The organism is Epilithonimonas sp. (genome assembly GCF_032054305.1).
Lineage (GTDB): Bacteria > Bacteroidota > Bacteroidia > Flavobacteriales > Weeksellaceae > Epilithonimonas.
Window position 1 is genome coordinate 178,307 of sequence record NZ_DAMBSX010000002.1, and the last position, 21,768, is coordinate 200,074.

Annotated in this window: 23 protein-coding genes; 4 read left to right on the forward strand and 19 right to left on the reverse strand. The window is 35.4% G+C overall.

What is annotated here, in order from left to right:
• Positions 1 to 45 precede the first annotated feature (45 nt).
• The 11 genes from trpB to RTX21_RS04780 form a co-directional block, all read right to left on the reverse strand.
• Positions 46 to 1,224 carry a tryptophan synthase subunit beta gene (gene trpB / locus RTX21_RS04730; protein WP_312765680.1) on the reverse strand — a complete coding sequence of 393 codons (1,179 nt, stop codon included), beginning with the start codon at positions 1,222 to 1,224 and terminating at the stop codon, positions 46 to 48.
• A 24-nt stretch (positions 1,225 to 1,248) separates the two neighbouring features.
• Positions 1,249 to 1,782 carry a hypothetical protein gene (locus RTX21_RS04735; RefSeq protein ID WP_312765682.1) on the reverse strand — a complete coding sequence of 178 codons (534 nt, stop codon included), beginning with the start codon at positions 1,780 to 1,782 and terminating at the stop codon, positions 1,249 to 1,251.
• 8 nt (positions 1,783 to 1,790) lie between these two features.
• Positions 1,791 to 2,258 carry an OsmC family protein gene (locus RTX21_RS04740; RefSeq protein WP_312765683.1) on the reverse strand — a complete coding sequence of 156 codons (468 nt, stop codon included), beginning with the start codon at positions 2,256 to 2,258 and terminating at the stop codon, positions 1,791 to 1,793.
• Entirely contained in the window at positions 2,239 to 2,895 is a 657-nt protein-coding gene (locus tag RTX21_RS04745; protein WP_312765684.1) for a phosphoribosylanthranilate isomerase, read from the reverse strand. The genes RTX21_RS04740 and RTX21_RS04745 overlap by 20 nt, the downstream gene beginning before the upstream one ends.
• A gap of 9 nt (positions 2,896 to 2,904) precedes the next feature.
• Positions 2,905 to 3,684, reverse strand: coding sequence for an indole-3-glycerol phosphate synthase TrpC (trpC, locus tag RTX21_RS04750; protein ID WP_312765686.1), 780 nt, complete (start codon positions 3,682 to 3,684; stop codon positions 2,905 to 2,907).
• Between the two features lie 59 nt (positions 3,685 to 3,743).
• On the reverse strand, positions 3,744 to 4,730 hold the full coding sequence (gene trpD, locus RTX21_RS04755) for an anthranilate phosphoribosyltransferase (RefSeq protein ID WP_312765687.1): 987 nt from the start codon (positions 4,728 to 4,730) through the stop codon (positions 3,744 to 3,746).
• Positions 4,731 to 4,734: 4 nt separating this feature from the next.
• Positions 4,735 to 6,132 carry a pyridoxal-dependent decarboxylase gene (locus RTX21_RS04760; protein WP_312765688.1) on the reverse strand — a complete coding sequence of 466 codons (1,398 nt, stop codon included), beginning with the start codon at positions 6,130 to 6,132 and terminating at the stop codon, positions 4,735 to 4,737.
• An 11-nt stretch (positions 6,133 to 6,143) separates the two neighbouring features.
• The gene (locus tag RTX21_RS04765; protein ID WP_312765690.1) at positions 6,144 to 6,710 is read right to left on the reverse strand and encodes an aminodeoxychorismate/anthranilate synthase component II; all 567 of its coding nucleotides are present in this window, start codon (positions 6,708 to 6,710) and stop codon (positions 6,144 to 6,146) included.
• A complete protein-coding gene (locus RTX21_RS04770; RefSeq protein ID WP_312765691.1) occupies positions 6,707 to 8,125 on the reverse strand; it encodes an anthranilate synthase component I family protein in 1,419 nt (472 codons plus the stop codon). Before RTX21_RS04770 ends, RTX21_RS04765 begins: the two co-directional genes overlap by 4 nt.
• A gap of 234 nt (positions 8,126 to 8,359) precedes the next feature.
• Complete coding sequence (locus RTX21_RS04775) at positions 8,360 to 9,910, reverse strand: T9SS-dependent choice-of-anchor J family protein (protein ID WP_312765692.1); 1,551 nt, start codon at positions 9,908 to 9,910, stop codon at positions 8,360 to 8,362.
• Between the two features lie 137 nt (positions 9,911 to 10,047).
• Positions 10,048 to 10,515, reverse strand: coding sequence for an acyl-CoA thioesterase (locus RTX21_RS04780; RefSeq protein WP_089769095.1), 468 nt, complete (start codon positions 10,513 to 10,515; stop codon positions 10,048 to 10,050).
• A 136-nt stretch (positions 10,516 to 10,651) separates the two neighbouring features.
• On the opposite strand from RTX21_RS04780, the gene RTX21_RS04785 reads away from it, so the two are divergent.
• The 4 genes from RTX21_RS04785 to RTX21_RS04800 all read left to right on the forward strand — a co-directional run bounded on the left by RTX21_RS04785 (position 10,652) and on the right by RTX21_RS04800 (position 13,670).
• Positions 10,652 to 11,002: an ArsC/Spx/MgsR family protein gene (locus RTX21_RS04785; protein ID WP_312765693.1), complete on the forward strand. Its 351-nt coding sequence runs from the start codon at positions 10,652 to 10,654 to the stop codon at positions 11,000 to 11,002.
• A gap of 119 nt (positions 11,003 to 11,121) precedes the next feature.
• The gene (locus RTX21_RS04790; RefSeq protein WP_312765694.1) at positions 11,122 to 12,333 is read left to right on the forward strand and encodes a DUF763 domain-containing protein; all 1,212 of its coding nucleotides are present in this window, start codon (positions 11,122 to 11,124) and stop codon (positions 12,331 to 12,333) included.
• A 66-nt stretch (positions 12,334 to 12,399) separates the two neighbouring features.
• Positions 12,400 to 13,260 (forward strand): hypothetical protein, encoded by an 861-nt coding sequence (locus tag RTX21_RS04795; protein WP_312765695.1) that lies wholly within the window; start codon positions 12,400 to 12,402, stop codon positions 13,258 to 13,260.
• A complete protein-coding gene (locus RTX21_RS04800) occupies positions 13,260 to 13,670 on the forward strand; it encodes a hypothetical protein (RefSeq protein WP_312765696.1) in 411 nt (136 codons plus the stop codon). Before RTX21_RS04795 ends, RTX21_RS04800 begins: the two co-directional genes overlap by 1 nt.
• Before the next feature lie 59 nt (positions 13,671 to 13,729).
• On the opposite strand, the gene RTX21_RS04805 is transcribed toward RTX21_RS04800, so the two are convergent.
• The 8 genes from RTX21_RS04805 to RTX21_RS04840 form a co-directional block, all read right to left on the reverse strand.
• Positions 13,730 to 15,517 (reverse strand): acyl-CoA dehydrogenase family protein, encoded by a 1,788-nt coding sequence (locus tag RTX21_RS04805; RefSeq protein ID WP_312765697.1) that lies wholly within the window; start codon positions 15,515 to 15,517, stop codon positions 13,730 to 13,732.
• Between the two features lie 20 nt (positions 15,518 to 15,537).
• Positions 15,538 to 16,713, reverse strand: coding sequence for an acetyl-CoA C-acyltransferase (locus tag RTX21_RS04810; RefSeq protein ID WP_312765698.1), 1,176 nt, complete (start codon positions 16,711 to 16,713; stop codon positions 15,538 to 15,540).
• 65 nt (positions 16,714 to 16,778) lie between these two features.
• Positions 16,779 to 17,132, reverse strand: a complete 354-nt coding sequence (locus tag RTX21_RS04815) for a four helix bundle protein (RefSeq protein ID WP_312765700.1) — start codon at positions 17,130 to 17,132, stop codon at positions 16,779 to 16,781.
• Between the two features lie 37 nt (positions 17,133 to 17,169).
• Positions 17,170 to 19,542 (reverse strand): 3-hydroxyacyl-CoA dehydrogenase/enoyl-CoA hydratase family protein, encoded by a 2,373-nt coding sequence (locus RTX21_RS04820; protein WP_312765701.1) that lies wholly within the window; start codon positions 19,540 to 19,542, stop codon positions 17,170 to 17,172.
• Between the two features lie 165 nt (positions 19,543 to 19,707).
• On the reverse strand, positions 19,708 to 20,160 hold the full coding sequence (locus RTX21_RS04825; RefSeq protein ID WP_312765703.1) for a MarR family transcriptional regulator: 453 nt from the start codon (positions 20,158 to 20,160) through the stop codon (positions 19,708 to 19,710).
• 144 nt (positions 20,161 to 20,304) lie between these two features.
• The gene (locus RTX21_RS04830) at positions 20,305 to 21,252 is read right to left on the reverse strand and encodes an ABC transporter ATP-binding protein (RefSeq protein ID WP_312765704.1); all 948 of its coding nucleotides are present in this window, start codon (positions 21,250 to 21,252) and stop codon (positions 20,305 to 20,307) included.
• A 77-nt stretch (positions 21,253 to 21,329) separates the two neighbouring features.
• Positions 21,330 to 21,416, reverse strand: a complete 87-nt coding sequence (locus RTX21_RS04835; RefSeq protein WP_312766305.1) for a hypothetical protein — start codon at positions 21,414 to 21,416, stop codon at positions 21,330 to 21,332.
• Positions 21,417 to 21,454: 38 nt separating this feature from the next.
• Positions 21,455 to 21,706, reverse strand: a complete 252-nt coding sequence (locus RTX21_RS04840) for a GxxExxY protein (protein ID WP_312765705.1) — start codon at positions 21,704 to 21,706, stop codon at positions 21,455 to 21,457.
• Positions 21,707 to 21,768 lie beyond the last annotated feature (62 nt).

Below are 21,768 nucleotides of genomic sequence, written 5' to 3' on the forward strand. Positions count from 1 at the left end.
GATTGAGAATCATAAATGCATTAATACGTTTTACATTTTACAGATTTAAAGATGTTTCAAATAAGTTTCCATATCTTTGTCACCGCGTCCACTGAGACAAATCACGACAATATCATTTTTCTCAAACTTCTTTTTGTCGAACACAGCCAAAGCGTGCGCACTTTCCAAAGCCGGAATAATGCCTTCGATTTTTGTCAGTTCAAAAGCTGATTTCAAAGCTTCATCATCATTAATACTGAAAAATTCTGCTCTTTGTTGATTAAAAAGATTGGCGTGCATTGGACCAATCCCAGGATAATCCAAACCTGCAGAAATCGAATGTGGTTCAATGACTTGTCCATCTTCGGTTTGCATTACAAGACTTTGACTTCCGTGCAGAATTCCTAAAGTTCCAAGAAAAGTAGTAGCAGCAGATTTCCCTGAATCAACACCTAAACCGCCCGCTTCCGCTGCAATGATTTTCACATTGTCTTCATTTACATAGTGATAAAAAGTTCCTGCCGCATTACTTCCGCCACCAACACAGGCAATCACATAATCAGGATTTTCTCTTCCTATTTTTTCATTCAATTGCTCTTTGATTTCTTTTGAAATAATTGATTGAAATCTAGCTACCAAATCTGGAAATGGGTGTGGGCCAACTACACTTCCGATAATATAGTGCGTTGTGGAAGGATTATTTATCCAGTCTCGCAAAGCTTCATTCACAGCGTCTTTTAAGGTTTTTGAACCTGAAGTTGCTGGAATTACAGTCGCTCCCAACATTTTCATTCGGGCAACGTTTGGCGCTTGTCTTTGAATATCGATTTCGCCCATATAAACGATGCATTCCAAACCAAGCAAGGCGCAGGCAGTTGCCGTTGCAACACCGTGTTGTCCGGCTCCTGTTTCTGCAATAATTCTGTGTTTTCCTAATTTTTTAGCGAGCAAAGCCTGTCCCAAAGCGTTATTGATTTTATGCGCTCCGGTATGATTCAAATCTTCTCTTTTCAGAAAAATTTGAGTCTGATATTTTTCGCTCAGATTTTTAGCAAAATAGAGTGGAGTAGCACGCCCAACATAGTTCTTCAACAAATCCTGAAATTCATTTTGGAATTCTTCTGACTCGATGATTTGTAAATATTTTTCCTGTAATTCGGCAACGTTCGGATAAAGCATTTCGGGGATGAAAGCACCGCCGAAATCGCCGTAGTAACCGTTTTTATCTGGGTTTTGAAAGTTCATTTATTCTTAAATTTTTCTAAGTCGTTATACTAAAATTGCTTTATTCTGTTCATTCAGACTTCGCAATATATTGATGTTTTCTTCGGAAGTCTTGATGATTAAAATATCATCGTCATCGGAATCTATCCATTTATTATTATCAAATTCTGTTATGAAAATTCCATTTCCATAAAGGATTTGGATATCATTCCTTTCATAAAATGGTCTTAATTCCAATTTACAAAATCCTATGGTTTCAATTTCTCTCTCTTTTAAATTGGTCATCATTTTATTAAGCAAAAAACTGCCGTATCCTTTTGTTTTTTCTACAGAAACCAATCCGACAAGTTCAGCAAAACTTTGTAGATTCTCTTGTATTTCTAGTTTAAAATCAAAATTGATTCTTGCCAGCGAAACAATTCTGTCATCGTTTTCTAAAAAATGAAATTCAGAATTTTCAAATTTCATTTTGAAACTCGAAGAATCTAAATCAAGCCAATCTTCTATTTCCCAGGATTTTAAAATTAACTCGATTTCGTTATCTGATAAGTCTTTTGAGCGTTTAATAGAATATTGCATTTCCCAATTTATTTTGCTGTTATATCTGGATGATGCTTCACTTCAAAGTTCAAAGAATTGGCAATGAAACAATATTCATTCGCTTTCTGATGAAGTTCAACCGCTTTTTCAATCATTTCTTTTTCAGCAACAACAATCCTTGGTTTCAATATAATTTCACTGAATTTCCCACTTCCGTTTTCATTTTCAATCATTGTTCCTTCTGCAAAATCTTCATATTCCAAAACCAGAATTTTGTTCAAAGAACAAAGATGAAGATACCACAACAAATGACACGAAGAAACCGAAGCTAACAGCAAATCTTCAGGATTATGAAGTCCTGGATTTCCTAAAAACGCAGGGTCGGATGAGCCCAAAATATCAGCTTTTCCATCGACAGAAATTGTATAATTCCTTTGATAAGAACGATAGTTTTTCGTGGATTCGCCGGTGTTTCCTGTCCAGACTATTTTATTTTTATATTGATGATGCTTCATTTTTTATTAATGATAAAAATACTTTTACTTTTTCTAAATCTTTATTTCCAGCTTCGATTTCAAATTTTGAGTTAATATCGAGTGCAGTTGGTTGATGGTTGATAGTTGTCAGTTGATTGAAGTTTTCTAATGAGATTCCGCCACTTAAAAAATAAGGAATTGGAATTTCGATATCATTTAAAATATTCCAATCAAAGGTTTTGCCTGTTCCGCCAAATGCTTTGGAATCTGTGTCAAACAAAAGATAGTTGATTGTTGTCGGTTGTTGGTTGATGGTTTTTTTTAATTCTTCTGATGTTTGATTTCCTATTCTAATGACTTTGATAATTTTAACGTTTTCACCTATCATTTGCCTTAATAGCTTTATATATTTTTCATCTTCATCACCGTGTAACTGAATTATATCAAGTTGAGCTTCCGAAGCTATTTCAGAAATTCCCTTAATGCTTTCATTCACGAAAATACCAACTTTTCTCTGATGATTGATTTCTGAAATCTGCTCCAAACTCAACTGATTCAGAACATATCTCGGAGATTTTTCATAAAAGATAAATCCCAGAAAGTCAACTTTCAACTCAACCAATTCTTTAATCTGATTGAGTTTTGTTAATCCACAAACCTTTAATTGATATTTCATCTCTAAAACTTAATTTCCAACTTCTTGAATGAATTTCCCAAATTTTTGTCCCGGATTTTCATTCTTCATAAAGTATTCGCCCATCAAAAACCCGTCGAAACCTTTTTCTTTCAGGAATTTAAAATCTTCTTCGTTGTAAATTCCGCTTTCTGCGACTGACAAAATATCGTTTGGAAGCTGGTTTTTCAAATCTACGGAATGTTGCAGATCCACTTTGAAATCTTTCAAATTTCTGTTATTGATTCCTACGAAATCGACATTTTTGTTGATATGCTTTAGTTCTTCTTCGGAATGAATTTCCAACAAAACTTCGAGATTGAGAGAATGGGCCAATTCTGTAAATTCTGAAACCTGAGTCGGAGAAAGGCAAGCAGCAATCAATAAAATTACGTCTGCTCCAATTGATTTGGCTTCGTAAAACTGATATTCATCAACCATAAAATCTTTTTTTAAAATCGGAATATTAATGTGATTTCTGACACTCAAAATATCCTCAAAACTTCCACCGAAAAAATCTTTATCTGTCAAAATGGAAATCGCACTTGCTCCGAATTTTTCGTAAGCAGAAACAACATCTAAAGGTGAAACTTTATCGTTGATAATGCCCTTGCTTGGTGATTGTCTTTTAAATTCCGTAATGATTCCGGATTTTGTTTTGATGGTTTCTTTTAATGAAAAAGTTGGTCTGCCAAAAAACTCTGAATCTTTCAGTTGTTCAACAGGAATTTTGGATTTTGCTTCTGCAACTTCCTGTTTTTTTCGTTCGATGATTCTATCTAAGATGTTCATATCCTTATTATTGAACCTTCAAGGTTTTAGAAACCTTGAAGGTTTGGTTTAATTTTGGTTTAATTAATAATATTTTTTAAACTCTGTAATGCTTTTCCACTTTCCAAACTTTCCTTTGCCAAAGCTAAACAATCGTCATAATTTCTAAACTTTCCAGTATTTTCCAAAGCGATGGAAGCATTTGCAAGAACGACGGAATTTTGCTCTTCGGTTCCTTTTCCCTGGAGAATTTGGAGGAAAATTTTTGAAGCTTCTTCTTTCGTATTGCCTCCGAAAATACTTTCTGGAGCGATATTTTTGAATTTCAAATCTTCTGCGGAATATATTTTTTCGCCAGATTTATTGAAAGTTTTAGTGTCGCCTGTCAAAGAAATTTCGTCATAACCATCTAAAGCGTGAACGAGCATAAACTCGCTTTTTTGTTTTTGCAAAAGATATTGATAAACTCTCGCAATTTCGAGATTTGCCACGCCAATCATCGTAAAATCGGGACGTGCAGGATTGACTAGCGGTCCCAAAAGATTGAAAAAAGTTTTCAAACCTAGCTGCTTTCTGAAAGGCGCAACGGATTTCAAAGCGGGATGAAACAGCGGTGCGTGAAGAAAACAGATGTTTCCTTTTTCCAAATCGGCTTTCAAATCTTCGGAATTATCTTTGAATTTGTAGCCTAATTCTTCCAAAACATTGGACGAACCAGAAATTGAAGATGCACCGTAATTACCTTGCTTAGCCACCTTCTGTCCAGTTCCGGCAACGATGAAACTAGCCAAGGTTGAAATATTAAAAGTGTTTTTTCCATCGCCACCAGTTCCGACAATATCAACCAAGTCGTTCGTTCCCAAATCGATAGGTTTTGCTAATTGAAGTAATGCTTCTCGGAAACCTGTGAGTTCTTCCAGCGTAATCGTGCGCATCAGGAAAACGGTGATGAAGGAAATGACCTCGCTTTCGTTGAATTTATTTTGTGAAATTTCAATCAGAATCGCTTTGGCTTCAGCTTTCGTCAAAGTTTGGTGATTGAAAAGATATTGTAGGATTTCTTTCATTTTTCTAATTTTTTAGCAAGTCTTTCATTAAACTGAAAACCAAATCGACATCGGATTTTTCTGTTCTCCAATTGACTAAAGCACTTCTGACGGCTTGTTTTCCGTCATAAAACGTTGGCGTGAGAAATACTTTTTGAGTTTTATTTAATTGATCCAAAAATTGTAAAACTTGTTCCGAATCTTGATTTTTCAAAGTAAAACAAACGGTGTTCAATCTGACAGGCGCAAGCAATTCAAAATCGTCGTCGTTTTTCAAAAGTTGTCCGAAATATTGAGATAAATTGATGTTGCTCTCAACAATTTCTTTGAAACCATCTTTCCCGTAAGCCATCAGCGAAAACCAAACCGGAAGCGCTTTCAGTCTTCTGGAATTTTCAGGCAGAAAATTGAGATAACTAAACTTTTCCATCAGGTCGCCAAGATATGGCGCACTGGAATTTTGGAAGGTTTCAACTTGCTCTAATTTATGTTTTTCCTTAATGAAAAAAGTAGCGTTTTCGTAAGGAACATTCATCCATTTATGATTGTCTATCGTAATGCTGTCCGCATTATCCCAACCTTTCAGATAATGTTTTTGATGGTCTGAACATATTGCAAATGCACCAAAAGCACCGTCGATATGCCACCAAAAATTATATTTTTCTCTCAGTTTTGAAATGGCTTCGAAATCATCATAATCAACTGTGTTTACTGTTCCTGCACTGGAAATTAAAATGAAAGGATTGCCATTCAATTGCTGAATTTTTTCTTCCAAATCATTGATGTCGACACATTCTCTATTTCCGTTTTGGATTTTAATTTTTGTGATATTATTGCTTCCAATTCCTAGCATAGAAAGGGATTTCACGGAAGACGAATGTGGAACGGCTGACAAAATATTGATTTTTTCGGTGATTCCATCTTTCGCAAAATCCTTGCCCAATTGTTTACCAATCCATTGTCTGGCAACAGCAAGGCAAGTGAAATTGGACATTGTTGCACCGCTCACAAATCCGCCCAGATAATCTTTTGGCAATTCGAAAAAATCTAAAAGCATCTCGATTGTTTCCATTTCGATTTGTCCGGAAATGTCTCCAGCGCCGTTCAAAGCTTGCGTATTTTGGTCATAAATACTGGTCAGCCAATCGCCCATAATCGACGCTGGAGTGGTGCCACCAGTGACAAACCCCCAATATCGGGGTCCCGAAGAAGCGACCATCAGAGGCTCCAAACGCTCCTTAAAAATCTTGAAAGCTTCCTCTGAGCCTTGTCCATTTTCTATGAATGGAATTTCTTTTGGCAACTGATGATTCAACTGCGTTGGTCTTTCAGAAATATTTTCCAAATATGATAAACCTTGTTCTTTGACCTTTTGCAAAAGATTCTCGAGGTTTTTCAAATCTTTTTCTAATAAATGATTCATTAAAACAGAAATTATTGAGTTAAAAAATTGTCCAAAATCTTTTTACCATCGGGTGTCAAGATACTTTCCGGATGATATTGAACGGCGTGAACATCGTAGGTTTTATGTTTCAAACTCATAATCATTCCGTTTCTGTCAACGCTTGTGATTTCTAATTCGGCAGGGAAATCATCAGGATTTACAGCCCAAGAATGGTATCTACCAACTTCTAAAGTTTCGGGAAGATTATTGAAAATTTTGTGCGGATTGGTTTGAATCGATTCTGTGGCAACGCCGTGATAGATTTCGGAGAGGTTAATCAAACTTCCACCGAAAGCTTCCGCAATCGCTTGCTGGCCAAGACAAACTCCAAATATGGATTTTGTTGATGCATATTTTTTAATCACATCTAACAAAATTCCTGCTTCTTCCGGAATTCCGGGACCTGGAGAAAGAATGATTTTGTCGTATTTTTCGATTTCCTCCAAAGGAATTTGGTCATTTCTGTAAACATCTACTTTTTCGCCAACAATTTGTTCTATGATTTGAACGAGATTATAGGTGAAACTGTCGTAGTTATCGAAGACTAATATTTTCATAATTTTTCTGCTTTAATGATTGCTTTTTTCAAAGCACCTAATTTGTTATTGACTTCCTGAAGTTCACTTTCTGCAAACGATTTCGCTGTGATTCCAGCGCCGGCCTGGTAAAATAAAGTATTGTTTTTACTCAGGAAAGTTCGAATCATAATGGCTTGATTGCAACTGCCGTCGAAGCCGACAAACCCAATGCAACCTGCGTAATAACTTCTGGAAGTTTTCTCGTGCTCGTCAATTAACTGCATTGCGCGGTATTTTGGAGCACCACTCAAAGTGCCTTGTGGGAAAGTTGTTGCAATCATTTCGTATGGATTTTGGTCTTCTTTAACATCGGTTACGACTTCAGAAACCATATGAATCACGTGTGAGAAAAAATGAATTTCCTTCAGTTTGGAAACCGTTGTATTTTTCCCGTGAATGCTCAAATCGTTTCTTGCCAAATCTACCAACATCGTGTGTTCTGCATTTTCTTTCGGGTCTTTTTTGAGCTCTTCTGCGGATTCCAAATCTTTTTCAACGTTTCCTGTTCTTTTGAAAGTTCCTGCAATCGGATGAATAATAGCTTTTCCGTTTTTGATAATCAGTTGACTTTCCGGACTTGAACCCATCAATTTATAATCACCATAATCGAAGAAAAATAAGTAAGGAGAAGGATTGATATTTCGTAAAGCACGATACACATTGAACTCATCACCTTGGAATTTCTGTTCAAATCTTCTGCTCAAAACCAATTGAAAAACATCACCACGGAAACAATGTTTTTTAGCAAATTCTACAGATTCCAGATATTCTGCATCGGTTAGATTTGAAGTTTCTTCTGAAGTAATCTCGAAAGGGAAAACTGGTGCATTTTTTTGATTGATAATACTTTCCAATGTTGAAAGTTCTGATTTCAATCCATTGATTTTATTTTCAATCAAGAACATTTCGTCGTTGTGATGATTGATGGCAATCACATATTGATAAAGGCGATAACGCATCAACGGGATTTTATTTTCTTCCGATTGTTCCTTGAATTTAATATTTTCAAAAAACGGAATCGCATCATAACTCGTATATCCGAAAAATCCTTGTGCTTGCTTTCCAATCTCGTGGTTTGGTTTTTCAGATTTGAAGCAATTGGAGAATTCCTGCATCAAATCAGACAATTTCTCTTTTTCTAGATTGATTTTCTGAGGATTTTCAAGTGGAAATTTCAGTTCAGCTTCGTTGTAATTTCGGATTTCAATTCCGGCAATGGCGTTGACACAGATGAAAGAAAATGAATTTTCAGAGTTCTGATTTCCTGCACTTTCCAGAAGAATTGTATCACGAAACTGGTCGCGAAGGCGAAGGTAAATCCCGATTGGCGTGAACAAATCTGCTAATTGAGATTTGACAACGGTTTTTATATTGATGATGTTTTCCAAGTTCATTTTAAATAATTTTCATTTTTATTAAAGCTTGTCAAAGTCATTAATAAAAAAAGACTTCAACAAAAAATGTCGAAGTCTTATTATGATTGAGTTATAGTTAGTTCAGAATTTTAGAACACCGATAATCCTTTCAGACCCGACAAAGAGTTTGAAAGCCACCACCAGTTATTGTTCATTGTTTTCATTACAGCAAATTTAGAAATGATTTTTAATTCTGCAACTATTTTTCTCAACTTATTTTATAACTTTTTGAGAAGTCGTTGATTTGTTGGTTTCAATCTTCACCAAATAAGAACCTTTTGGATAATTTTTAAAATCAACTGTGGTCGTATTTCCGTTAAGTGTTTTAAGCAATTTTCCGTCTAAAGAATAGACTTGAACCGATTTGACTGTCTCGTCTGTTTTGATATTCAACTGGTCAACAACAGGATTAGGAAAAACTTTGATGTTGGTTTTGTTAACATCATTCACAGCCAAATTGCTTTTTGAGAAACTGATATTATCCAATCTCAAAGCTGTAGTTGTCGTAACTTTTGGCGTCGTATTTCCGAATCCAATATAGTAAACTTGGTCAGCTGTTGCAGTGTAACTAACTGTATGCTCTGTATAAATTTGTTGAGAAACAGTTTGGGTGCTTAGATTTACAGTGATATTACTTTTGTCCGGCGCACTTGCTACAGCCACTTTCAAAGTAGCTGGTTCAGCAGATTCGTTTCCTATTGATGTATAATATTTTGCTGTAACCGTTTCTCCATTTTTCAAATAGATTGGATAAGAGAAAATCCAGTCATTTTTTCCAGCAGCAGAAGTGCTCGTATTGTTATAAGCGTAACCACTTCCGTTTTGTGCAACAGATTGATTATCTCCCATCAACCAAGTTGTGGAAGCCCAACCATCAGAATCATATTCGCCGTAATTCTCAACCGTTTTTTCGAAATCATAAGAATAAGGTAATTCTGTAGGTGTCCAAACTGATTTTGGTCCAGCCCAACCAGAACCACAATCCGCATTTTTCAAAAAGAACTGGTATCTTTTTCCTGCTTCTAAATTATCAAAACTCTTAGTTGTAGAAGAAGTAATTCCTTTTGAAGAAACTGATGTGTCAAAAGTCGTCAATCCTGTATCATAACTATTAATTCCGCTTGTTGCCGACCAATCAATTGTTACTGAATTTGGTTTAAGATTTGAAACTGAAAATCCGTCTAATGAAGGCATAACGCAATCAGCAGATTGACTGACATATAAATCATCCAAAGCCAAATAAGTTCCGCTATTCGTGTTGTTAACAAAAGCAAGATAGATGGTTTTTCCTTTGTAAGCAGACAAATCTAAAGTATGAGATGCATAGTCAAAAGGTTGTTCAGCATCAATCTGTGTAAGAGGTGTGAAAGATTCTTGATTGTTATTAGTTTCTGAAACCTTTACAGCATAAGAATCTGTGTAATCGAAATCGTAAGATTTTCCTTTCCAGTAAAGTGTTGGCGTTCCAGTGTTAGGAATTGTAATTGCTGGTGTAATCAACCAATCGTTTGCCTGACCTTCAGGGTCATAATAAGAGGTACTGAAAGCGATTTTGTTATCATAACCATCGTAAAACTGAATCCAAGCTTCTGTGTTGAATTCCTGTACTTGTCCCCATTCTGGAACCGTTAATCCATCTGCATTGATTGTTTTGAATTGAGACAACGGCGTCCCATTATTATTCTCGAAACCTGCATTGAAAACTTGTGCATTGATATTAACCATTAATGATAAGGCTAATAAACTGATAATTTTTTTGTTCAATTTTATAAATTTATAAATCCGGGGCAAAATTATGTATTGTCAAGTTTATAAAATAAATCAATTGAGTAATTTTATTCAATTTATAACTAATATGAATTGCTGATTCTTAAATATAAATTGTTTAAATTATTAATTCTTCAAAGGAAAGGTTTCATTTCGTCTTCAATATCTTTTCTGAGATTCATTAGTTTTTTAGCATATTGTTCTAGTTGTAATTCCTTTTCCGTAGTAGGAATCCATTTCGGAACTTCCATTGCTTTTCCATTTTCATCAACTGCTACAAAAACGATAATACAATGTGTTTTCTTCTCGAATTGTTTCTCTTTTACATTTCTGGAAAATACATCAATAGCAATATGCATACTTGTGCTTCCTGTGAAAATGACATGTGATTCTAATTTGACAATTTCTCCGATTTTAATCGGTTGATAAAAACGGATTCCGCCGACATAAACTGTTACACAATACGTTCCAGACCAATTGCTGGCGCAGGCATAACCTACTTGGTCTATCCATTTCATCACGCTTCCGCCGTGCACATTGCCTCCAAAATTAACGTCTGTTGGTTCAGATATAAACTGAAACGTCACTGGTTTGTTTTCCATTTTATTCTTATTATGTATCAAAAATAGGGAAGAAATTTTAGATTATAACTTCAATATTTATGTTTTATTCCTTTGACATTTGCATTAAATTTGTAATTCTCAAATTCTATTTTTAAATCTCTTGACTTTAACAACAATGAAAAAAGTATTCTATCTCAAAACCTGCGGAACCAACAAGAAAATAATGACGCCTCTTGACCTTTCCGATTGGGAACTGAGAGAAATAAAATCTCAACCTGTAACAGAAGCCGAATTGGAAGAGATGTATGAGAAATCAAAATCTTATGAAGCGCTTTTTAGCAAAAAATCGACACAAATTAAAGAAAGAGGAATTGATGTGAATACTCTGAAAGAAAAGGATTTTAGGAAATTGATTCTTGACCATTACAGTTTTTTGAAACGTCCGGTTTTCATCACAGATAATGAAGTTTTTGCAGGAAGCGATAAAAAGAATCTTGAAAATCTAAATGCATTTTTCGAGAAATAAATTATCGCAAAGACGCAAAAGAAATTTAAATGACTGTATTATAAAAGTCGCAAAGTTTTGCGTCTTGAAAAGTTCAATTACCAGATAAAATTTGCGTCTTTGCGATTAAAATATAAAAAATGAAACGTTCCGGAACTGCAGATTTGCCACTTCATTACGGTCAGGTTCCGCCTTGGCTATACGAACGTATGGCCAGACTTGGGCTTGCGATTGTGGAAGTGATTCTTGCAGATTACGGAAAAGATGAAGTCTTGCGAAGATTAGCCGACCCATTTTGGTTTCAGAGTTTTGGAGCGGTGATGGGAATGGACTGGCATTCTTCAGGCATTACGACTTCTGTGATGGGTGCGTTGAAACGTTCCATTAATCCGAATTCTAAATCTCTTGGAATTTATATTGCCGGTGGAAAAGGAAAATTCTCCAAAGATGCACCGAATGAATTGCTGAAAATTGCAGATTCGACGGGGTTGAATGGCGATGAATTGGTACGTTGCAGTAAGTTGTCTGCGAAGGTTGATAACACGGCTATCCAAGATGGTTACCAGCTTTATCTGCATAATTTTATTTTGTCTGACCAAGGGAATTGGGCGGTTGTCCAGCAAGGGATGCACGATTCTGACGGAACGGCGAGACGTTACCATTGGCTGTCGGAAAATGTAACTTCTTTTGTCAATGAACCTCACACTGGAATCTCTGGCGTTAATCGTGGAAATATTCTCAACCTCACATCTTCTGAAGCAGAACAAAACAGAAACGGAATAGTTGACATCACAAAAACCGATTCCGAGAAGTGGATGCAGGATTTCCAGCGGTTGATTTTGCCGGCTCATCACGAGGTTTTGGCAAGTGATGTTGATATGAAAAAGCTCGGTAATATTCTTTGGCTGGCAAGAGAAAATGAACCTGAGAATTTTGAAGATTTGCTGATGCTGAAAGGCGTTGGCCCACGAACGATGCAGTCTTTGGCTTTGGTGAGTGAAGTGATTCACGGGGCGCCTTCCAGATTTACGGACCCTGCGCGTTTTTCTTTTGCGCACGGCGGAAAAGACGGTCATCCGTTTCCTGTTCCGACCCAAACTTATGACGAAACGATTTCTATCCTAAAAACCGGAATCGAGAAAGCTAAGTTGGGTAATACGGATAAGAATCTTGCGATTAAGAAACTACACGAAATAGCTGTGAGAACCGAAGAGCAATTCACGCCGGATTTTAATCTTGAAAAAGTGATAGAAGAGGAGCAGCAAAACTCCTGGCGATTTGGTGGGAAAACTGTTTTTGGTGATGCGAAGCCGCCGAAAGGGAATGATGGGATACAATTGAGTTTGTTTTGATTTTTTTCTTAAGTTAGTATATTTTTATGAACACTTTGGAGTTTTACAAAATATTTGATTTTTAAGATGAAAAAAACAGTAATAAGTGAATTTGAAATCAAATTGGAATTTGATAAAAACACTGAAAATCCGAGTAGATTATTTAGGTCATTTGCTGAAATTATAGAAGATATCAGGTCTTTGGATACAGTACTTGCTAAGTGTATAAATACTAGCGTGTCAACTAAGATGTTCCTTAACGATATTGAAAAAGGTTCACTAATTGCAAAATTATGGGATGAATTGATAATTAATGAAGAAGATAAATTAGATGATTTAGAAGACCCTAAAAAAGTTTCAGTTTTTATAGATAAATCTAGAAGTAAAGCTTTAGAATTTCTACAAAACGGTAAAAGTAGTGTTGAAGATTTAGATAAGCTTTCATCTGATATTGAAGTTATAGCAAAAGAAGAAGAACTTGATACAACCTTTAATTATGGTAGTCCAGATATTTTAGAACTTGCAAAAAGCCTTAATAATATTTCAGAAACTACAAACAAATTATCTGAGAATGAAAAATTAATTTTTAGTAATAATCAAAATTCTTCAGAAGAATTAACCAATAATATAGCAAAAATCAATATTGAAGATGTTGAGAAAGCATTAACAGCTGAAGAAATAAATAATGATTCTATTGCATTTTATAAAATCAAAAAACCAGATTTTTTAGGCGATTCTCAATGGGAATTTAAGCACGGAAATAAATCAATTAAAATAAAAATTTTAGATGAGGATTGGCTTGAAAAATTTAAAAATGGTCAAGAAATTGTTGTTCCAGGAGATTCTTTAAAAGTAAAAATTAAACAAAATTTTAAATACAATAGGAATGGCTACCTAATATCAGAAAAGACAGAAATTATAAAAATTTTAGGAATAATCAAAAACTAATGAAATTAGAAAGAAATATTTTTTATGTTTTAACATCTGAAATTATATTCACAATTTTACCTCTTATTGTTATTGCAATTGTTAGATTGTATCAAAATCAGTCTGAACTCATTTTTTATAACACAGAGTGGGTTATGATGGCAATAATTCTATTTGGTCAATCTATAGTAAAATTCTCTTCTGGTATTTCCAATTCTAAAAGAAAATTTAGATGGCAATTAGTTGCATTGATAATTACAAGTATTATATCGTTTGGTTTAATTCCCTCTATTGTTATCTTAATTATAAATTTACTAAGTAATGATTTCAATCTAACATTATATATTTTTCAAATCATATTCTTAGTTATTTCTATTTTTACATTTTACATCATTGGTTATTTAGGTCAAAAATTAATGGACGAAAAATAATAAAATAAAACTGCCTCAGAAATCTCTGAGGCAGTTTTGGTTATAATTAAATTGATTATTTAGTAAGAACCTTTCTCGATAAAATGAGCGGCAACTTTTTCTGTCAAAGCAATTGGATTTGGTGTGTTCACGTATTTAGTAAAACGTCTTAAACCAGCTAACATCATTCTTTGCTCGTCGCCTTCTGAGAAAGAAACGATACCTTCTTTGGCGTTGGTTGTGATGATTTCAACAGCTTTGTAAAGATTCAATCTTGCCATTGCTGCTTCTACAGAATCTGTTGAGAAATGTTTCTCCGCTCTCAGAATTGCTGATTCTGCCATATAGATTTGGTTCAGGATTTCGGAAGCGTTTAGTAGCAAATGCTGCTGCTTCTCGATGTCCATCATATATTTTTGAAGCGCAGAACCGGAAACCATCAAGAATACTTTCTTCAAATTCTTAATCACTTCTTTTTCCTCAGACATATATTCTGAATAATCAGGAATGTCAAAAGACGGAATGCTCATCAATTCTTTAGCGACGTTTTTCGCAGGTGTTAGCAAATCGATTTTGCCTTGCATCGCACGTTTGATTAACATCCCAACTGCTAAAAGTCTGTTGATTTCATTGGTCCCTTCGTAGATTCTGGAAATCCTTGAATCTCTCCAAGCAGATTCCATAGGTGTATCTTCTGAGAATCCCATTCCACCGTAGATTTGGATGCCTTCATCTGCTGTATGCTGTGCTAAATCCGACACGAAAACCTTCAGGATAGAACATTCAACCGCGAATTCTTCCACACCTTTCAGTTCCGCCTGCTCGTGGTTCATTCCGCCAGCAACCAATTCTTCGATTTTGTCTTCCACATTTTTTGCCGCTCTGTAAGAACCAGCTTCACTCACGAAAGCGCCCGTTGCCATCTCTGCCAATTTCTTACGAATTGCTCCAAATGTATTGATAGAAACCCCAAATTGCTTTCTCTCCGTAGAATAATTCAAAGAATAATTAAGGATTCTTCTTTGTGCATCCAGACAAGCAGCAGCCAATTTGATACGACCAACGTTAAGTGCATTAAGAGCGATTTTGAAACCATTGTTTCTTTCGCCCAAAAGGTTCTCAACAGGAATTTTCATATCATTGAAGAAAACCTGACGCGTAGAAGACGCACGGATTCCCAATTTGTGTTCTTCTTCTCCGAAAGTCAGACTTTCCGGATTTTCCAATTCAGAACGGTTGATGACGAATCCGGTGATGTTTTTATCATCATCAATCTTAGCGAACAAAGTGAACGTATCGGCAAATCCCGCATTGGAAATCCACATTTTTTGTCCGTTGATGATGTAATGTTTTCCGTCTTCGGAAAGTTTTGCTCTTGTTTTTCCGCTGTTGGCATCAGAACCTGCATCAGGCTCAGTCAAACAATACGCTCCGAATTTAGTTCCCGCAGCCAAATCTGGAAGATATTTCTGCTTTTGTTCTTCAGTTCCGTATAGCAAGATAGGAAGTGTTCCGATTCCTGTGTGCGCGCCATAAGCCGTTGCCAATGAACCGGTCGTTCCGGAGATGTAATCGCAAGCCAGCATTGTAGTCACGAATCCCATTCCCAAACCGCCGTAAGCTTCCGGAACAGCGATTCCCAAGAATCCCATTTCCCCGATTTTACGCATTACTTCTTCCGTGTAAGCATAATCTTTTTTCTCGAATCTTTCCTTATTCGGAACGACTTCTTTATCTATGAATTCCTTGGCAGAATCGCGAAGCATCTTTTGTTCTTCGGAAAGTTCCTCGATGGAAAATATTTCGTTTGCAGTGATTTCCTTTACAAGAAATTCGCCGCCGTCTAATGTTTTAGTTTCAATTGACATATTTTTTTTGGATTTTTAGTTTACAATAATTCGAAAACACTCGCTGCGCCTTGACCAGTTCCAACGCACATTGTCACAACGCCGTATTTGCTTTGTCTGCGTTTCATTTCGTCAAGAAGTTGAACCGTCAGTTTAGTTCCAGTACAGCCAAGTGGATGTCCAAGTGCGATTGCGCCACCGTTTACGTTTACAATTTCAGGATTGATGTTCAATTCTCTTAAAATGGCAACGGATTGAGAAGCAAAGGCTTCATTCAATTCAAATAAATCGATATTCGATTGTTTAAGACCTGCCTGTTCCAAAGCTTTCGGAATGGCATACATTGGTCCAATTCCCATAATTCTTGGTGGAACTCCAACCGTAGAATAGGAGAGAAGTCTCGCCACTGGTGTTAGGTTTAATTCTTTGACCATTCTTTCGGACATTACCATTGTGAATGCCGCACCGTCAGAAGTTTGAGAAGAATTACCAGCTGTTACAGAACCATTCGCTGCAAAAACAGGGCGCAATTTTGCCAAAGCTTCGATTGAAGTATCAGCTCTTGGACCTTCGTCTTGCTTGAATGCATATTCTTTGGTCTGAATTTTTTCTTTTTCATCAAGGAAATTATATTTCACATCAATCGGAACAATCTGATTTTCAAATTTTCCTTCTTGGATGGCTTTCATTGCTTTTTGATGAGAGTTGTAAGCAAACTGGTCTTGTTCTTCACGACCCACTTTGAATTCATTAGCAACCGCTTCTGCTGTCAATCCCATTCCCCAATAATAATCGGGATTTGATTTTGCTAAATCTGTATCTGGGATTGGTTTGTAACCTCCCATTGGGATATAAGACATACTTTCTGCACCACCAGCGATGATACATTCTGCCATTCCAGCTTTGATTTTCGCTGCAGCAATCGCAATCGATTCTGAGCCTGATGCGCAATATCTGTTGACTGTTACACCAGGAACTTTGTCTGTATCTAATCCCATTAATGAAATGAGTCTTGCGACATTAAGTCCTTGTTCTGCTTCCGGCATTGCACAACCGACAATCAAATCGTCGATGCGAGCTGGGTCAAGATTTGGAACATCCTTCATCAGACGTTCTATTACAGTCGCCGCCATATCATCCGGGCGTGTAAAACGCAAAGAACCTTTCGGCGCTTTACCAACTGCTGTTCTGTATCCTGTTACTATATATGCTTCCATTGTTTTTGTTGTATTTACGTATTAATGTAAAATGTATTAATGATTTTTTGTACTGGTAAAATGTATTAATGATTGAATTTTTGCTTCAATTTTGCCAACATATTTTGAATATGTTTGATTTCAGAATAAATGATATTAAAATCATCGTTTTGAAAGAATCCCAAATCATTAGCAATTAATATTTGTGTTTCAAATTCGAATGATGAACCTAAAGCAATATTCAGAAAATGAGAAAATTGAGCATTTGTATCTCGACCAGCACCTTCAGCGATGTTAGACGGAATTGAATATAAACTTCTCCTTGATTGTGAAGTCAATCCAAACATTTCGTCCTTTGGGAAATTGTTAGAAGCCAAGTAAAATATTTTACAAAGTTTCATTGATTTTGTCCAAACTTCTAAATCTCTAAAATTGTGCATCGTTAATACATTAATACTTTTTACATTTTACAAAAATCTAATTCCTTACCGGCTTTCCTGTTTTCAACATTCCACCGATTCTCTCAAGCGTTTTTCTTTCTCCGCAAAGTGAAAGGAATGCTTCTCTTTCCAAATCCAAAAGGTATTGTTCAGAAACTTCTGTCTGTTCAGAAAGATTACCGCCGGTCATTACATAACCGATTTTGTTAGCGATTTTTCTGTCGTGTTCTGATGCGTAACCCCCTGCAACCATTTGGTCTGTCCCAACGTAGAACATTCCCATTGCTTCGTTTCCAAGAACTTTAACTTTCTCAGGAACCGGCGGTGTATATCCTAATTCGTCTAAAACAATCGCCTGACGTTTAGCTTCAGCAATCTGTCTGTCTTTGTTGACGACGATGATATCTTTATCTGTCAAAATTCCCATTTGCTTAGCTTCGTGAGCAGAAGTTGCCACTTTTGCTGTTGCGATATTCATAAAGTAATTTCGAAGATGATTGGTTTTAACATCATCAGGAAGCGTTCCTTTAAGCGCTCTCAAAGCAAATTCCTTGGTTCCTCCACCTCCGGGAATCAAACCAACACCGACTTCAACCAGACCGATGTAAGTTTCCGCTGCAGCTACGATTTTGTCCGCGTGCATAGAGAATTCACAGCCACCGCCAAGTGTCATTCCGAAAGGTGCTGCGATAACTGGAATTGATGAATATCTCAACTTCATAGAAGTCTGCTGGAACATTGCGATTGCCATATTTAGTTCGTACCAATCTTGTTCGACTGCCATCATCATTACCATCGCGAGATTAGCGCCGACTGAGAAATTATCAGCTTGATTTCCTACGACCAAACCTCTGTAATCTTTCTCAGCAATATCAATAGATTTGTTTAATCCTTCTAAAACGCCTCCTCCAAGAGAATTCATTTTTGAGCGGAATTCGAAGTTCAAAATGCCGTCGCCAAGGTCGATTAATGCAGATTCAGAATTAGACCAAACTGTTTTTTCTTTTCTGATATTATTAAGAATAATGAAAGCATCCTGACCTGGAATTGGTTCGTAAGTTTTCGTATTCTGATTATAGAATAATTGCTTTCCGTTTTCTAATTTATAGAAAGATTCGTTTCCGGAAGCCAGCATGTCCTTAACCCAATCAGCTACTTTGTAACCTTCGCTTTCAACCAAATCGATTCCCTTTTGGATTCCTAAGAAATCCCAGTTTTCGAATGGTCCATATTTCCAAGCGTAACCGGTTTTCATCGCATCATCGATAGAGTAGAACACATCCGTTATTTCCGGAACTCTTTGAGAAACGTAAGCGAAAAGCGAAGCGAAATGTTTTCTAATCAATTCTCCGGCTTTGGATTGGTCTTTCAACAAAATCGGTAAACGGTTTTTCAAACTTCCAGCTTCTTTAGCTGTTGTAACGATAGAAAGTTTTGGCTGTTTTGTCGGTTCGTAGCCCAGAGTTTCATAATTAAGAACGAAACGATTCACATTTCCGCCAGCATCTTTTTCTTTATAATAAAATCCTTTTTTAGCTTTATCGCCAAGGAATTTATTTTCAATCAGGAAATTCAAAGTTTTAGAATCTTTAAGCGCCTGAACCATTTCATCGTCTTTAAGATTCGCTTGAAGTCCTTTGGTTACATTGAAAGCTGTATCTAAACCAACCAAGTCTCCCAATTTGAAAGTTCCGGTTTTTGGACGATTTAACAAATCTCCTGTCAGGGAATCAGCTTCTTCAATCGTTAAACCGATTTCTTCTGTCAATTCCATAATCTTCGCCATTGAATAAACACCAATTCTATTTCCGATAAAACCCGGTGTGTCTTTACAAAGAACCGTCGTTTTTCCAAGGAATTTCTCGCCGTAAGACATAAAGAAATCAATCACAGATTGGTCTGTTTTCGGACCTGGAATCACTTCAAATAATTTCAAATATCTCGGTGGATTGAAAAAGTGTGTTCCACAGAAATGTTTCTGGAAATCTTCTGACCTTCCTTCCGACATCAAATGAATCGGAATTCCCGATGTGTTAGAAGTTACCAAAGTTCCTTCTTTACGAAGTTTATCCACTTTTTCAAACATCGATTGTTTGATGTCCAGTCTCTCGACAATCACTTCGATGACCCAATCCGAATTTTTGATTTTCTCCAAATCATCTTCGAAGTTTCCAACTGTAATTCTGGAAGCAAAAGATTTGTCATAGATTGGCGAAGGATTACTTTTCAAAGCGTTGTTAAGATGACCTTGCGCAACGCTGTTTCTTGTTTTTTTGTCAGCATTTTCCGAATCTTTCGGTGGCATATCCAACATCAAAACCTGAATGCCGTTACCCGCTAAATGACAGGCAATTCCGGAACCCATCACGCCGGAACCAAGAACCGTAACGTGTTTTATTTTTCTGTTCATTATTAGATAATATTTTTATGATTTCATTTAAGCTAAATTTTATCGCAAAGGCGCAGATTTTTTTTATTTTGATTCTTTTCAAGGCACTATAAAATCGAAGATTTTATTTCTTTGCGACTTTTAAACATTTTGAAAATCATTTTTTGCGACTTTGCGGTAAACTATTTATTTTTTATGATTTAGTTCGTTTGCGATTTTCAGGATATCTGTCATCACTTCTTTGAAAATTTCAAATTTTTCAGGAGCAATTCTTTCCAATATTTTTTTATTGAAATTAACAACAACTTCTTTTGAAAGATTTCTGGAATTGACTCCTTTTTCCGTTAGTTTGATAATCACTTCACGTTTATCAGTCGTGGTTTTTTCTTTGTAGATATAACCATTGTCTTCGAGAAGCTTGATGATTCTCGTCAAAGAAGTAGGTTCAATCGCCATTTTGGGACCAAGATTAGTACTCCTTGTTCCTTCTTTCGGGTCAATTTTAAGTAATGTAAGTGCTTGAACTGCAGTTGAATTGTACAGAGAAGCTTGGTCCGAATACATTTTCGAGACCGCTAACCAAGCCGACTTTAACATTAAGTCAACACTTTCGACTTTTTCTGAATTTTTCTTTTCCATAACTAGCATATTGAAGTGCTTTTTACAAATATAAAAAAAATACTATGCATGCATAGTATTTTGATGTTAAGTTGTTTAAAATATTGATTTGCAATCGATTAATTGTTATGCAAATCTTATTAAATAAAATTGAAGAAAATCTATTTAGTCAGAATTACTTGTTTTAATCAATGTTTGCAGAGACTGTTTAATTTCGTATAAATTATGACAATTATCATAAAAATCCTCCGAATTTAGTTCCCAAAATTCATTTTTAAACGTCAATTTGATTTTTCGCAAATCTTGAGAGAAGTTTTTTTGAAGATAAGAAAACATTATTTCTTTCTCTAATTTCGGTGCATCGATTTCTGGAGCGTGAAAGGTTTGATTAAATTCCAAAATCTTTGGTGTAATCAATTCGGGATTGTTGAGGATAACTTCTTCCGAAATTCCGCCGATGAGTTTTTTATCTTTTATCCACCAGATTTTATCAGAAAATTCCTTTGCCAATCGCCAATCGTGTGAAGAAAACAGAATCAGTTTGTTTTCTGATTTTGCTAGATTTCTTAGAAGTGAGAAAATCATCAATTTGTTTTCTTCATCCAAATGTGTGGTCGGTTCGTCTAGAATAATAAATGGAGAATTCTGAGCTAAGGCTCTTCCAATAAAGGCTTTTTGAAGATTACCGTCAGATAATTCGGTTAGTTTTTTATTCTGATGTTCTGATAGATTGAGTTTGTTTATGATATCAAAGATTTCCTGTTTATCAGCTTCATTCAATTTAAAATAATAAGGATAATGAATATACTTTCCTAAAGAAATTAAATCTGTGACCGTATAGTTATCCGGAATTTCAGATTTTGAAAAAACAATCGCAATCTGAGAAGCTATTTCATTTGAATTCAGTTTTTGAATTGATTTTCCATTAATAGAAATTTCGCCTTTCAACAGTTTATTTTGTCCAAGAATAGATTTGATTAAAGTGGTTTTTCCAATACCGTTATTTCCCATTAAAAGACAAACTTCGCCTAATTCCAAAAAAGAACCAATCTCTGAAATCAAAGAATTTGTATAACCGATTGTTGCTTGTTTTATTTCTAAGAAATGCTTCATTTTTTTTTATCGCAAAGGCACAAAGTTTTTTTACTATTATTCTCCTTAAAAGTCGCCAAGGTATATCTTCGATAATTCTAAAGATTGTTTACAACTCTTTTTACTCCATTTTTATAGAAATCTGTTCTGAAGTTCATTAATAAACCTAATCTATAATTTGTCATTTTTAGATAAGTTAGAATTTGTGCTTTGTGAATATCATTCAATAATCAACAGTTTTTATTTCTAAGATTAATTTATCTTCTACCAATAAATCAATTTTAAAAGCATTCTCAATTATCAAATCATCATAAATTATAGGTAATGATTTCTGCTTTTCGACTTTTAATCCAAATTTTTTAATATCGTGAAAAAGACATTCCTCATAAACGTTTTCAAATAAACCTGCACCAAGTTTTTTGTAAATTTTAAATCCTAAATCAACGACAATTTTTGCCAATTCATTTTCATCCATTATGTTTTTTTATCGAAGATAAAAACTTTGCGCCTTTCATCAGTTTTACAAATCAATTTTTT

What these genes read in the sequence shown, in the direction of transcription:
- trpB (WP_312765680.1), bottom strand. Translation starts at nt 1,224, where the DNA reads ATGAACTTTCAAAACCCAGATAAAAACGGTTACTACGGCGATTTCGGC.
- RTX21_RS04740 (WP_312765683.1), bottom strand. Translation starts at nt 2,258, where the DNA reads ATGAAGCATCATCAATATAAAAATAAAATAGTCTGGACAGGAAACACC.
- RTX21_RS04765 (WP_312765690.1), bottom strand. Translation starts at nt 6,710, where the DNA reads ATGAAAATATTAGTCTTCGATAACTACGACAGTTTCACCTATAATCTC.
- RTX21_RS04780 (WP_089769095.1), bottom strand. Translation starts at nt 10,515, where the DNA reads ATGGAAAACAAACCAGTGACGTTTCAGTTTATATCTGAACCAACAGAC.
- RTX21_RS04830 (WP_312765704.1), bottom strand. Translation starts at nt 21,252, where the DNA reads ATGAAGCATTTCTTAGAAATAAAACAAGCAACAATCGGTTATACAAAT.
- RTX21_RS04795 (WP_312765695.1), top strand. Translation starts at nt 12,400, where the DNA reads ATGAAAAAAACAGTAATAAGTGAATTTGAAATCAAATTGGAATTTGAT.
- RTX21_RS04785 (WP_312765693.1), top strand. Translation starts at nt 10,652, where the DNA reads ATGAAAAAAGTATTCTATCTCAAAACCTGCGGAACCAACAAGAAAATA.
- RTX21_RS04735 (WP_312765682.1), bottom strand. Translation starts at nt 1,782, where the DNA reads ATGCAATATTCTATTAAACGCTCAAAAGACTTATCAGATAACGAAATC.
- trpD (WP_312765687.1), bottom strand. Translation starts at nt 4,730, where the DNA reads ATGAAAGAAATCCTACAATATCTTTTCAATCACCAAACTTTGACGAAA.
- RTX21_RS04790 (WP_312765694.1), top strand. Translation starts at nt 11,122, where the DNA reads ATGAAACGTTCCGGAACTGCAGATTTGCCACTTCATTACGGTCAGGTT.
- RTX21_RS04835 (WP_312766305.1), bottom strand. Translation starts at nt 21,416, where the DNA reads ATGACAAATTATAGATTAGGTTTATTAATGAACTTCAGAACAGATTTC.
- RTX21_RS04770 (WP_312765691.1), bottom strand. Translation starts at nt 8,125, where the DNA reads ATGAACTTGGAAAACATCATCAATATAAAAACCGTTGTCAAATCTCAA.
- RTX21_RS04800 (WP_312765696.1), top strand. Translation starts at nt 13,260, where the DNA reads ATGAAATTAGAAAGAAATATTTTTTATGTTTTAACATCTGAAATTATA.
- RTX21_RS04805 (WP_312765697.1), bottom strand. Translation starts at nt 15,517, where the DNA reads ATGTCAATTGAAACTAAAACATTAGACGGCGGCGAATTTCTTGTAAAG.
- RTX21_RS04760 (WP_312765688.1), bottom strand. Translation starts at nt 6,132, where the DNA reads ATGAATCATTTATTAGAAAAAGATTTGAAAAACCTCGAGAATCTTTTG.
- RTX21_RS04745 (WP_312765684.1), bottom strand. Translation starts at nt 2,895, where the DNA reads ATGAAATATCAATTAAAGGTTTGTGGATTAACAAAACTCAATCAGATT.
- RTX21_RS04815 (WP_312765700.1), bottom strand. Translation starts at nt 17,132, where the DNA reads ATGCACAATTTTAGAGATTTAGAAGTTTGGACAAAATCAATGAAACTT.
- trpC (WP_312765686.1), bottom strand. Translation starts at nt 3,684, where the DNA reads ATGAACATCTTAGATAGAATCATCGAACGAAAAAAACAGGAAGTTGCA.
- RTX21_RS04820 (WP_312765701.1), bottom strand. Translation starts at nt 19,542, where the DNA reads ATGAACAGAAAAATAAAACACGTTACGGTTCTTGGTTCCGGCGTGATG.
- RTX21_RS04840 (WP_312765705.1), bottom strand. Translation starts at nt 21,706, where the DNA reads ATGGATGAAAATGAATTGGCAAAAATTGTCGTTGATTTAGGATTTAAA.
- RTX21_RS04825 (WP_312765703.1), bottom strand. Translation starts at nt 20,160, where the DNA reads ATGGAAAAGAAAAATTCAGAAAAAGTCGAAAGTGTTGACTTAATGTTA.
- RTX21_RS04810 (WP_312765698.1), bottom strand. Translation starts at nt 16,713, where the DNA reads ATGGAAGCATATATAGTAACAGGATACAGAACAGCAGTTGGTAAAGCG.